This is a genomic window from Streptomyces sp. NBC_01352, assembly GCF_036237295.1.
GTDB classification, from domain to species: domain Bacteria; phylum Actinomycetota; class Actinomycetes; order Streptomycetales; family Streptomycetaceae; genus Streptomyces; species Streptomyces plumbiresistens.
Genome location: NZ_CP108354.1, coordinates 2,169,698 through 2,181,897 on the forward strand (window position 1 = coordinate 2,169,698; position 12,200 = coordinate 2,181,897).

The 12,200-nt window shown below is 73.6% G+C and carries 10 protein-coding genes; 7 read left to right on the forward strand and 3 right to left on the reverse strand.

All coding sequences use genetic code 11. The features are described from left to right. Window positions 1-2: 2 nt before the first annotated feature. From pcaG to OG252_RS10350, 4 genes are all read left to right on the forward strand, one after another. Window positions 3-608 (forward strand): protocatechuate 3,4-dioxygenase subunit alpha, encoded by a 606-nt coding sequence (gene pcaG / locus OG252_RS10335; protein ID WP_329335414.1) that lies wholly within the window; start codon window positions 3-5, stop codon window positions 606-608. Beyond that, window positions 605-1,936, forward strand: coding sequence for a 3-carboxy-cis,cis-muconate cycloisomerase (gene pcaB / locus OG252_RS10340; RefSeq protein ID WP_266450325.1), 1,332 nt, complete (start codon window positions 605-607; stop codon window positions 1,934-1,936). The genes pcaG and pcaB overlap by 4 nt, the downstream gene beginning before the upstream one ends. Continuing rightward, complete coding sequence (pcaDC, locus tag OG252_RS10345) at window positions 1,933-3,060, forward strand: bifunctional 3-oxoadipate enol-lactonase/4-carboxymuconolactone decarboxylase PcaDC (RefSeq protein WP_266450324.1); 1,128 nt, start codon at window positions 1,933-1,935, stop codon at window positions 3,058-3,060. Before pcaB ends, pcaDC begins: the two co-directional genes overlap by 4 nt. Window positions 3,061-3,124: 64 nt before the next feature. Then, entirely contained in the window at window positions 3,125-3,916 is a 792-nt protein-coding gene (locus OG252_RS10350; protein ID WP_266450322.1) for an SDR family NAD(P)-dependent oxidoreductase, read from the forward strand. Window position 3,917: 1 nt separating this feature from the next. Here the strand turns inward: OG252_RS10350 and OG252_RS10355 are convergent, their stop codons facing one another. Beyond that, a complete protein-coding gene (locus OG252_RS10355) occupies window positions 3,918-6,602 on the reverse strand; it encodes an ATP-binding protein (RefSeq protein WP_329335418.1) in 2,685 nt (894 codons plus the stop codon). An 833-nt stretch (window positions 6,603-7,435) separates the two neighbouring features. Between OG252_RS10355 and OG252_RS10365 the strand changes: the two genes are divergently transcribed. Continuing rightward, window positions 7,436-8,455 (forward strand): DUF2510 domain-containing protein, encoded by a 1,020-nt coding sequence (locus tag OG252_RS10365; protein ID WP_329335420.1) that lies wholly within the window; start codon window positions 7,436-7,438, stop codon window positions 8,453-8,455. Window positions 8,456-8,605: 150 nt separating this feature from the next. Here OG252_RS10365 and OG252_RS10370 read toward each other — a convergent pair whose 3' ends face one another. Further along, window positions 8,606-9,220: a TetR/AcrR family transcriptional regulator gene (locus tag OG252_RS10370; protein WP_329335423.1), complete on the reverse strand. Its 615-nt coding sequence runs from the start codon at window positions 9,218-9,220 to the stop codon at window positions 8,606-8,608. Window positions 9,221-9,428: 208 nt separating this feature from the next. On the opposite strand from OG252_RS10370, the gene OG252_RS10375 reads away from it, so the two are divergent. Beyond that, a complete protein-coding gene (locus tag OG252_RS10375) occupies window positions 9,429-10,235 on the forward strand; it encodes a phosphatase PAP2 family protein (RefSeq protein WP_329335424.1) in 807 nt (268 codons plus the stop codon). Continuing rightward, window positions 10,232-11,182, forward strand: a complete 951-nt coding sequence (locus OG252_RS10380; protein ID WP_329335426.1) for a hypothetical protein — start codon at window positions 10,232-10,234, stop codon at window positions 11,180-11,182. Before OG252_RS10375 ends, OG252_RS10380 begins: the two co-directional genes overlap by 4 nt. 173 nt (window positions 11,183-11,355) lie before the next feature. Here the strand turns inward: OG252_RS10380 and OG252_RS10385 are convergent, their stop codons facing one another. After that, the gene (locus tag OG252_RS10385) at window positions 11,356-12,177 is read right to left on the reverse strand and encodes a phospholipid scramblase-related protein (RefSeq protein ID WP_266450314.1); all 822 of its coding nucleotides are present in this window, start codon (window positions 12,175-12,177) and stop codon (window positions 11,356-11,358) included. Window positions 12,178-12,200: the final 23 nt, after the last annotated feature.

Sequence of the window (12,200 nt, forward strand, 5' to 3'; positions counted from 1 at the left end):
CCATGACGAAGATCGACCCAAGTCGTCCGGAAACCGTGCTGCCCACCCCGTCGCACACGGTCGGCCCGTTCTACGGCCACGCCCTGCCGTTCCCCGGCGGCGGCGACATCGCCCCGGTCGGCCACCCGGACACGATCGCCGTGCACGGGCACGTGTACGACGGCGAGGGCAGTCCGCTGCCCGACGCGTTCGTGGAGCTGTGGGGTCCCGACCCGGACGGCAACCTGCCGACCGTCGACGGCTCGATGCGGCGCGATTCGGCCAGCGGCGGCTTCCTCGGCCGCAACGGTGTGGAGTTCACCGGCTGGGGCCGCATCGAGACGGACGCGAGCGGCCACTGGTCCGCGCGCACGCTCCGGCCCGGCGCGCGCGGGCAGAGCGCCCCGTACCTGAGCGTGTGCGTGTTCGCGCGCGGGCTGCTGGTGCACCTGTTCACCCGGATCTACCTGCCCGGCGACGAGGCCGCGCTCGCCGCGGACCCGCTGCTCGCGCGGCTGGACCCGGAGCGACGCGACACGCTGATCGCGACCGACGGGGGCAACGGAACGTACCGTTTCGACATCCGCCTTCAGGGCGAAGGCGAGACGGTCTTCCTGGAGTTCCAGTGACATCAGCCGAACCGGACGCCGGACTGCTCGCCCCCGGGTGGTCCGGCTCCCCCGTCGCGGCCGCGACGGGCGACCGCGCCTTTCTGCAGGCCCTGCTCGACGCGGAGGCCGCGCTGACCCGCGCCCAGGCCGCGCTGGGGCTCGCCCCGCAGGAGGCCGCGACGGCGGTGACCGAGGCGGCTCGCGCGGACCGCTTCGACGTGCGCTCCCTGGCGGAGCGGGCCCGTGGCGGCGGGAATCCGGTGATTCCCCTGGTGGCCGACCTGACCGAGGCGGTCGGCGCCGAGTACGGCCCGTACGTCCACCGGGGTGCGACCAGCCAGGACATCATGGACACGGCGATGATGCTGGTCGCCGGGCGCGCCCTGGACCCGGTCCTCGCCGACCTCGCGCGCACCGAGCGTGCGCTGGCCCGGCTGGCGGCCGAGCACCGTGACACCGCGATGCCCGGCCGGACCCTGACCCAGCACGCCGTACCGACGACGTTCGGTCTGAAGGCGGCCGGATGGCGGTCGCTGGTGCTGGACGCCCGGGACCGGGTGACGCCCGTACGGAACTCGCTGCCCGCCCAACTCGGCGGTGCCGCCGGGACCTTGGCGGCCTTCACGGCGTACGGCGCGGCCGACCCCACCGCGCTGCTCGCCTCCTTCGCCCGGGAGACCGGCCTCGACGCACCGCCGCTGCCCTGGCACACCCTGCGGACACCGGTCGCCGATCTCGCCGGGTGCCTGGCGTTCACGGCGGGGGCACTCGGCAAGGTCGCCGCGGACGTGCTGACGCTGTCGCGGACCGAGATCGCCGAGCTCGCGGAGGGCAGCGGGGGCGGTTCGTCGGCCATGCCGCACAAGGCGAACCCGGTGCGTTCCACGCTGGTCGCGGCCGCCGCCCGGCGGGCGCCTCAGCTCGCGGCCACGCTGTACGGCTCGCTGGTCGCCGAGGACGAGCGGCCGGCCGGGGCCTGGCACGCCGAGTGGGAGCCGCTGCGGGACCTGCTCCGGCTGGTCGGCGGCGCCGCCCGCGACGCGGCCGAACTGACCGATGGGCTGCGGGTCCACGCGGACGCCATGCGTGAACACCTCGACCTCACCCACGGGTTGGTGGTCTCCGAGCGGCTGTCCGCCGAGCTGGCGCCCGTCCTGGGCCGTGCCCGCGCCAAGGAACTGCTCACGGACCTCGCCGGGCGTACGTACGCCGAGGGGCGGAGCCTGCGCGAACTCCTGGCCGAGCAGCCCGAGTTGAAGGACGTCGACCTCGACGAGCTCACCGACCCCGCCCGCTACACCGGCTCCGCCGGAGTCCTCACCGACCGTGCTCTGGAGCGACGTTGACCGACACACTCCTCAACCACCGTGCCGAAGGGCCCACCTCGGCTCCCCCGCTGCTGCTCGGCCCCTCGCTGGGCACCTCGTACGCCCTGTGGGACCGGGTCGCTCCCGAGCTGTCCGCCACCCACCGGGTGATCCGCTGGGACCTGCCGGGGCACGGCGGTTCGGCGGCCGGCCTGATCGGGGCCGGGGCGACCGTCGCCGATCTGGCCGACCTGGTGCTCGCGCTCGCCGACTCCCTCGGCATCGAGCGGTTCGCCTACGCCGGGGTGTCCCTGGGCGGCGCGGTCGGGCTGCATCTCGCCGTGCACCATCCGGAGCGGGTGTCGTCGCTCGCGGTGATCTGTTCCTCGGCCCACTTCAACGGCTCCAAGCCGTGGGAGGAGCGGGCCGCGCGCGTCCGCGTCGAAGGCTTGGACCGGCTGGCGGAGAGCGCCGACGCGCGCTGGTTCACGTCCGGGTTCACCGTGCCGGAGCTGGTCCAGGACCATCGCGACGCCGACCCCGAGGCGTACGCCGCCTGCTGTGACGCGCTGGCCGCGTTCGATCTGCGGGAGCGGCTGGCGGAGATCTCCGCGCCCACCCTGCTGATCGCCGGCCGGGAAGACCCCGCGACCCCGCCGGCGCATCTGCGGGAGATCGCGGACGCGGTGCCGGGCGCCGCTCTGGTGGAGATCCCGGGCGCCTCGCACCTGGCCCCCGCGCAATGCCCCGAGGCCGTCCTGACCGCCCTGCGGGCGCACTTCGGCGGCGGCGCCAAGCGGGGCATGGAGGTGCGGCGCGAGGTCCTCGGCGACGCGCACGTGGACCGGGCGCAGGCCCGGCAGACACCCTTCACCGCCCGCTTCCAGGACTTCATCTCGCGCTACGCGTGGGGCGAGATCTGGACCGACCCGACGCTCAGCCGCCGCGAGCGCAGCATGATCACGCTGACGGCACTGGTCGCGCACGGCCACTACGACGAGCTGGCCATGCATGTGCGGGCGGCCCGGCGCAACGGGCTCACGCCCGAGGAGATCGGCGCCGTGCTGCTGCAGACGGCCGTGTACTGCGGGGTCCCGGCGGCGAACTCGGCGTTCGCGACCGCCCAGCGGGTGCTCGCGGAGGAGGACGGCACCGCAGGGTGACCCTGGCGGTAGTAGCGTCAAGAGCACCACGCCGAGGGCGGCGCCACGTGCCTACGGTGGGGGCATGTCCACCATCCTGATCACCGGTGCCACCTCCGGTCTCGGCCGGTACGTCGCCTTCGAACTGGTCCGCTCCGGCCACCATGTCCTCGCCCACGGCCGCGACGCCACCCGCACGGAGCGGCTCGTCCAGGAGCTGCGCGGCGAGGGCACGGCCGAGGGGTTCGTCGCCGATCTGGCCTCGCTGGCGCAGGTGCGCGAGCTGGGCGCGAAGGTCGCCGGGGCGCACCCCGAGCTCGACGTCCTGGTCAACAACGCGGGTGTGGGCAGCGGTTCGCCCGGCTCGGGGCGCGAGGTGAGCGCCGACGGGCACGAACTGCGGCTGGCGGTCAACTACTTGGCGCCGGTCGCGCTGACCCGCGCCCTGCTGCCGGTGCTGCGCTCGAACCCGCCCGCGCGGATCGTCAACGTCGGCTCGGCCGGACAGGAGCCGCTCGACGCCGACGATCCCGGGCTCACCCGCGGCTACAGCGGCGTCTCGGCGTACTGCCGCAGCAAGTTCGCGCTGGCCGCGTACACCTTCGCCCTGGCCGAGGAGCTGGACGGCACCGGAGTCGCGGTGAACGTGCTGCACCCGGCGACCTACATGGACACGGCGATGGTCCGCGCGGCCGGCGTCAGCCCCTGGAGCTCGGTCGCCGACGGCGCCTCGGCCGTCCTCGCGCCGGCCACCCGGGAGCTGGGCAGCGGCCGTTACTTCGACGGCACGCGGCCGGCGCGGGCGCACGAGGCGGCGTACGACCGGGACGTACGCACACGTCTGTCGGCGGTCACCGACCAGCTGCTGGACGGCTGAGCTACCGCAGCCCGCGCCCGGTCTCCAGGACCGCCCTCGCCTGCGCCACCAGCCCGTCCGCGCCACAGGACCGCGCCAGCGCCAGGCCCCGGTTGAGTTCGGCGACCGAGCGGGCGAGGATGCCGTACTCGACGCGGGCCGCCGCGTGTTCGTACTGGCAGGGCGAGGCCTCCAGGTAGGCGACCGCCTGCGCGGCGAGCCGGACCGCGCGCTGGCCGGTCTCCAGGGCGGCGGCGCAGCGCAGGGCCTCCCCTATGGCCGTGTCGGTGCCGAGGCGTTCGGCGTGCCGGCGGACGTCGGTGGCGAGCCGGGCGGCACGGCCCGGGTCCTCGGTGGCGAGGGCGCGGGCGAGGTCGAAGGCCCAGGGGACGAGCACCGGGTTGTGGTGACCGCGCACGGCCGCCGCCTTCTCCGCGGCCTCCAGTTCGTTGATGCCGTCCTTGGTGCGGCCGACGGCGAGCAGGAGGCGGCCGCGCACCGAGCGGGGATCGGGCAGCACGATGGTGGAGGGGTAGGGCGGGGCGAAGCCGTGCTGTTCGGCGATGGCCCAGGCCTCCTCGACGTGGCCGCGGGCCAGCAGGGTGTCGACGAGGTTGCAGGTCGCGGTCCAGTACAGGGGCAGTCCGCGGCCGACCCGCTCGGCCAGGCGCAGGGCCTCGCGCAGGGACGTCTCGGCCTCCCGGAGCCGGCCGCGCCTGCGGTGGCCGACCCCGACGTAGGCGTGGGCCAGGGCGAGGTGACCGCCGCTCCAGCCGGCCGACTCGTAGGCCCGCAGGGCCTCGGAGTAGAGGGCGTCGGCGCGGTCGAGGCGGTCGGTGTAGGCGTACGCGTTGGCGAGCATCAGGAGCAGTTCGACGCCCCACTCGGTGTCGGTCCAGCCGAGTCCGGGGGCGAGCCGGCCGTTGACCAGGGCGCGGTCGCACAGGTCGACGACCTCCTCGGCGCTCTCGCCGTGGGTCATGGCGTCGAAGCCGCGCAGCATGAGCAGGGCGCGTTCGGAGTTGTCCCGGCCGGTGCAGGTGCGGGCGAGTTCGGCGAGGCGCTCGGAGCGGCCCGGTGAGGTCGCCTCGCCCGCGTAGATGCCCTCCCACATGTACTGCACGGCCTGCAGCCGCATCCGGGCGGGACCGGCCCGGTGCCGGGCGGCCTCCGCCTCGACGGTGCGGACGGCCTCCTCCAGCTGGTCGTTGTGCAGCAGTGCCTGGGAGAGGCGGAAGACGGCGTCGACGCGTGCGTCGCCTTCGAGGCCCGGCATGGCGAGCGCGGTCTGGAGGTGGTCGATGGTCCGCGCGGGCGCGGTCAGGAGGGTGGCACAGCCGAGTTCGAAGAGCACGTGCGCGTGCACCTCGGGCTGCGGGGGTTCCAGCAGGGCGCGTTCCAGGCAGCGGCGGGCGGCGTCGGGGGCGCCGACCGCGAGGTGGTCGCGGGCGGCCTCGCGCAGTTGCTCGACGAGTTCCTCGTCGTCGTCCGGGTGGACCTGGAGGAGGTGGCGGGCGGCGGCCGCGGCGCCGAGCCCGGAGTCGGTGACGACCTGGGCGGCGATGCCGTGCATCGCGGTGCACAGGGCGGGCGGGATGGAGTTGTAGACGGCGGTGGCGATCAGCGGGTGGACGAACTCCAGGTCGCCCTCGCCCGTCTGGCCCGCGGCGGGGTCGGGTGCGGTGAGGATGCGGGCGCTGCACAGCAGTTCGGCGCAGCGCACGGCGTCCTCGCGGCCGAGGGTGGCGAGCTTGGCCACGAGGTCGACGGAGATGCCGGTGCCGAGGATGGCGGCCGCCCAGGCGAACCGGGTGGCGTCGATGCCGAGTTCCTCCAGGCGGGCGACGAGGCCGCCGCCGCGGGCCGAGCGGTTCAGGGCCCGCAGTTCGCCGGCCGCGCTCTCGGTCGGCTCCAGTTCGCTCTCCTGGACCTTGGCGAGGAGTTCGACGGCCTCGTAGGGGTTGCCCGCGGTGACGGCCCAGACCTCGCGGCAGAACGCGGCGTCGGCGTGCTTGCCCAGGGTGGCGCGGGTGAGTCCGGCGGTGGCGTCAGGGGTGAGGGCGCTCAGGGTGGTGGCGGGGCGGGCCGCGGTGGCGGCGACCGCGTCGAGGAGCCGGGCGCTCTCGCCGGTCATCTCGCCGGGGCGGCGGGCCACCACGACCAGGACGGACAGGTCGTCCAGGCGCTCGGCGAACGCGGCGAGCCAGCGCAGGGTCTCCTGGTCGGCCCAGTGGGCGTCGTCGATGAGCAGGACGAGCGGCCAGTCGCGCCGGGACAGCCGGCGCACCACGGTGACCAGGCCGTCGGTGACGCCCTGCGGGTCGGCCTGCCGCTCACCGGGGTCGGCGAGGCCGAGGGCGGGACCCGCTATGTCGTACCAGTCGCCGAGGTACTCTCGGGCCTCCTCCGGCATCAGCGACATCAGGGCGGGCTGCAGCAGTTGCCGTACGACGTTGAAGGGGACGGACCTGAGGGTTTCGCCGCCGCGCGCCGACCACACCGTGCAGCCGCGTTCCTCGGCGAGGCGGCGGGTCTCGGCGAGCAGGGCGGTCTTGCCGAAGCCGGCCTCGCCGCGGATCATCAGCAGGCTGCCCGAGGAGGCGCTGTCCACGCCCAGGGTGTCGATGGCCCGTACGACGGCGGCGACTTCCTCGTCGCGCTCCCACAGCGAGGCCGGGGCGGCCGCCAGGGGCCGTACCTCCGTCATCGCGCTACCTCCCCAAGTCGCCCGAACGACGTACAGACCTTGAGCGTAGCCGTCCCGATGCCGAAGCGGAGGCGGGTCGGGGCACCAGTTGCCGTGACGGGTGACGTCGAGTGCGCGAGGGCGACGCGCCCTGCCCGCGACCGGCCGTCACGAAACTTGACCATCAGTCAGAAAGCCCGGCGGATCACCGGCATCGGGAGATCGGGAGGGACCCGACATGTCCGGGCCGACCGTGAACTGTGCGAGGCGCGGGCGGAGTTGGTTCGCACGGGCAGAGCCTGCAGCTCGGGCAGCCCGCCTGCATCCTCGAGGCGACCGGGCTGCCCTTGGTCGCCGACTTCCCTGGAACCCTGCCCGGGTGCGCGCTGATCGACGGGGCGACCCGGGGTTCAGCGGCGGCCGGCTCGCGTACCACGTCGACGGGGCGCCGGCCGTGCGGGGGGGGGCCGCGAACTGCTGGAGCGGCTGCTGGAGCGGCTGCTGGAGCGGCTGCTCGCCGAGCCGTATCACGCGCGGCCCGCGCCCAGGACAACCGGAAGGGGTCGGTCCTGCCTCGGGTGTCCGCACGACGCGCTCGCCGGATCCGGCTCGCTGCCCGGGCGTACGCCTTGCCGTCCTGGGGTTTTTGACGGTGCACGGCGGGCCCGGCACCGAACCGGCGAGCACCGGCGCCCGGCGCGCGAGCCCGCTCGGTTCGGCCGCTCCGGGCCAGGACGGATTGCGGCTTGTGCCGCCCCGCGAGGGAGTGCCTCGTACGACTCGTCCTGGAATGAGGGGAATTCACGGCACTCCCCTCTCATGCCTCTTTCACCGAGGCCTCATACGGTGGGGACATGACGCAGGCGACTCCCCCCGGGTGGTATCCCGACCCCGGACAGACAAGTGACGGTCCCGCCACCGAGCGCTGGTGGGACGGCAAGGCATGGACGGACCAGACCCGCCCCGCGGGATCGGCCGCCGCGTGGGGTCCCCCCGAGGCACCGGCGGGCGCCGGGCCGTACCCGGTGCATCCGGGGTATCCCGGGTACCCCGTCCAGCCGCCGGGCGGCTCGCGGCGCGGACTGCGCACGGGCATAGCCGTCGCGGCGGCCGTGGTGGTCCTCGCCTGTATAGGCGTGGGCGTGTACGCGCTCTCCGGCGACGAGGGCGGCAGCGGCAACACCGCCAACTCGCAGGGGTCGGGCGGGCAGAGCGGCGGCCCCGGTGGCCAGGACGGCTCCACGGGCGGCCAGGGCGGCCCGGGTGGCGGCGACGGCGGCTCCGGGGGCGACGGGGGCTCCGGAGGCCAGTCACCGTCTCCCGGCCAGTCCGAGGCGCCGAAGATCGAGAGCGGTTCGGTGACCGACCCGATCGACGGGATCAGCCTGCCCATACCGGACGACTGGTACGGCCAGCAGATGGCGGCGGGCGCGATCGTCACGTCGAACGACTCCTACGACTGCCCCGGCGACACCTCCAAGTCCTGCACGAAGGGCGGCGCCTACTCGACGCCCGCCATCGCGCTCGGCACCAAGGGCACCACGGCCGAGGAGATCGCCAAGGCGGACATCTCGGCCAACGCCGAGGAGTCCTACGGCGGCACGACCTACGGCGAGATCACCTCGCACGAGGTGCTGGCCTCCAAGGCCGTGACCGTCGCCGGGCAGAAGGGTTACCTGGTCCGCTGGAAGGCGGTCACCAGCAAGGGCTCCGACGGCTATGTCCAGTCGCTGGCCTTCCCCGCCCCCGCGAATCCCCAGCAGATGGTCGTCGTCCGCTTCGGTGTCGACGTCGAGGAGACGCAGGCCGTGCTCGACGAGATCACCAAGGGCATCAAGGTGTCGACGGACGGCGGCAGCGGCCAGGACGTGTGACGTCCTGGTCCCGGAAAACCTGGCGGCCGGGTGGGGCGCCTCTCCGCTCAAGAGGAACCCCACCCGGCCGGGGGGTGCGCGCCGCCCCCGTCCCCACGGTGCGGCGCGAGCAGGTCGCCGTCCGGTCATCCGCGGACGGCGGCCTGGGTCCTAGGTCAGGCCCAGCGTGGGCAGTACCGCGGCGTCCACGAACCGGACCAGGTAGTCCGGGTCGGCGTACTTGCCCTCCAGGACGGGCCGCGCGCGCAGCACACCGAACATCTGGGCCGGGATGTACTCCAGCGCCGGGTGATCGGCGGCGACCTCGCCGCGTTCCACGCCGCGCCGCAGGATCTCCTGGAGCGCGGCGATCTCCGGTTCGACGAGCGCCTCACGCAGCGCCAGCGCGAGTTCCTCGTCCTGCGTGACGGCATGGCCGAGCGCCTGGACCAGCTTGGTGTCGTTCATCGACCAGGCGCCCGCCGCCCGTGCGGCCCCGCGCAGGTCCTCGGCGAGCGAGCCGGTGTCGATGCCGGCGAAGCGCACCCGACGGCTGCCCCTCAGGGCCGCCGCGACGAACTGGGGCTTGGTCTTCCACTGCCGGTACAGCGTGGACTTGCTGCAGCGCGTGCTGGAGGCGACGCCGTCCATGGTGACGGAGTCGTAGCCGCATTCGCGGATCTGTTCGAGCACGGCGTCGAAGAACTCCCGCTCACGCTCCGGCGTGATCTTGGAGCGGCGCGAGGCGGCGACCGTCTCCGGTCCGTCCGCGGCCTGCGACGTCATCTGCCCTTCTCCTCACTCGGTCCCGCGGGCGCAAGTCCCGCTCTTCCAGTGTGTCGTATGTCAATCGAAACGCCAGTGTACCGGTACGGCAACGTATCGGTACACTGGCGTTTCGGTACTCACTCGTATCGATGAGTTCCGGCCGTTCTACGAGTCACAAGCTCGTCCGGCATCAGCACACGCACCACGTCAGCGAAAGGGCCGGGGGATGAATGCCCGCACCGAGCCTTCCCAAGCGGCGACCAGCGCGACAGCGCGGCCGCCGCTCGTCCGTGAGCTCCTGCTCGTCGTAGGGCTCTTCCTCGTCTACAAGTTCGGCCGGCAGCTGGCGACGGGCCACACCGGCGAGGCCTTCCACAACGCGCACCGCGTGTGGGACCTGGAACGGACCCTCCGGCTGCCCGGCGAAGGCTCGGTGCAGTCCCTGCTGCTGCACGGCGACACGCTCGCGCACCTGGCGAACACCTACTACGCGACCGTCCACTTCCCGGCGACCCTGGCCTTCCTGACCTGGCTCTACCTGCGTCGCCCGGCGCACTACGTGTGGGCCCGGCGTGTGCTGGCCGCGCTCACCACCGCCGCGCTGGTTCTGCACCTGGTGTTCCCGCTCGCCCCGCCGCGCATGCTGGCCGCCACCGGCCTGGTGGACACCGCCCGGGTCTACGGCCCCTCGGTGTACGGCCCGCCGCAGACCGACACCCTGTCGAACCAGTTCGCGGCGATGCCGTCGCTGCACTTCGGCTGGGCGCTGATGCTGGCGATCGGCCTCATCGTCGCCACCCGCTCGCGCTGGCGCTGGCTGTGGCTGCTGCATCCCCTGCTGACGCTGCTGGTGATCGTCGGGACGGCCAACCACTACTGGCTGGACGCGTTCGCCGCGGGCGCCCTGCTCGGCCTCGCGCTCGCGGTGATCCACCTGCCGCACCGGACGGCGACCACCGCCGGACGCGCTCAGGACACCGCCCTGGTACCCGCCCCCGCCGAGGAGCAGGTTCTCGTGGGAGCCGGCCGATGAACGCCACCCTGCTCGCCGTCGTCCTGTCCCTCTTCTCCTCCGTCGCCTACGCGGCCGCGGCCGTCGCCCAGGAGCGGCTGGCCGCGCGCGACCCGGGCTCGGGCATGCTGCGGCTGCTGCGCTCTGGGGCCTGGTGGGGGTCGGTCGTGCTCAACGCGTCGGCCGCGCTGCTGCACGTCGTCGCCCTGAAGTACGGGCCGCTGACCGTGGTCCAGCCACTCGGCGCGCTCACCCTGGTCGCGGCGGTGCCCATGGGGGCGCGGGTCGCGGGGCGGCGGGTCAGCCCGGTGGAGTGGCGGGGCACCGCGCTGACGCTCCTCGGCCTGTCCGCAATCCTCGTCACGGCGTCCGGACCGGCGCCCGAGCGCGTGCTGAGCGCGCCCGAGGCGGTGGCGGTCGCCGGCGTGACGGCGGCCCTGATCGGCGTGCTGGCACGCCCGGGCACCCGTCCGGGCCTGCGGCACGCGTCCGCGTCCGGCTTCGCCTCGGGTGTCGCCTCGGCGCTCACCCAGACCGTGACGGTGGCCGTGACGGACCGCACACAATCACTGCTCAGCGTGCAGGTCGTCGGGGTGGCGCTGCTCGTCGCCGCCTTCGCGACCGGCGGACTGCTGCTGTCCCAGACGGCCTACCGGGGCGGCCTCGGCGCCCCGCTCGCGGTGGTGACCCTGGCGAACCCGGTGGCCGCCGCCGCGATCGGCCTCGCCCTGCTCGGCGAGCGGCTGCAGGGCGGCGCGGCGGGCGTCCTGCTCGCGCTGGCGGGGGCGGGGCTCGCGGCGTGGGGCGTGGTGCTGCTGTCCCGGGTTCCGCGCGCCGCGGACCCGCACGCGAACGACGACGAGGAACACCCCGTCGCCGCGGTCCTGGCACTGAAGCCGGAATCAGCGACGGCCGAACCGGCACTGGTGCCCCGGCCGTCCGCGCCGGGACACCTCACACCCCTTTGAATCCTCCCCCAGCTGAAGCAGGGGGATTCCTGGCTCACGCTGCCTGCGGGTCAGCGACCCAACAGGACTTCCACGATCAACACCAGCCGGGTTGAAACCAGCCCGGTTTGATACCCGGCCTGAAGGCCGAGGCATCCTCGGAGGAACCCCGGTGAGCGCTTTCGCCGGCAGACTCAGCCGAGTCCCCGCGAGTCCTGCTTGAGCGCCGTGTCGACGGTCAGCGCCGTTGCCACGACCAGGCTCAGCAGCGGCTCGGGCAGCTGGTAGTGGATCTGCAGGACGTAGTTGTCCGCGGTGGTGAACATCGTCTTGGCGAGGCCCTCCCAGGTCTTGGTGATCCGGGCGACCTCCTTGTCGGTGTGGTCGACGATCGCGAAGTTCCACGCGCGCCAGTTCTCCGCCTTGATCGCGCCGACCTGTTGGCCGTTCACGTTCATCGCGAAGTTGATCTTGCCGATCATGTTCTGCTGGACGATCTCGCCGACCGGCTGACCGTCCGGCCGCGCCACGATCACCCGCGACTTCATGAACTTCCGCGGCCGCGTCAGCAGCAGCACGGGCTGTCCGTAGGCGTCGCGGATCTCCAGCTTGTGCGTCATGAACTGGTCGATGCTGGCGACGAAGCGCAGGATCTTCTTCAGCGCGCTCTGCCCGACCTGGACGACCGAGCCGAGCTGGTTGCCGTTCTGGTCCATGACCGTGTACTCGTTGGTCAGCTCGATCAGCTTGGCCTTCTGGTTCACCACCAGGACGGGCTCGCTGAACAGGCTGCCGCCGCCGGGGCCGCCCGCCGCGACCCCGGCCTGCTGCTGCACCTGATGCTGGACGCGCTGGTCCGGGCCGGCCGGCTGCTGCGGCATCTGCGGCGCCGCCTGGGCCTGCTGGTTCGGGTTCGTGTGCTCGGTCCACTGCGCGCCGTCCCAGTAACGGAGCGTCTGGGCCGCTCCGTGCGGATCCGGGTACCAGCCTGCAGGTGTGTTCGATTGCGTGGTCACCGAGGCACACTATCCCGAGCATC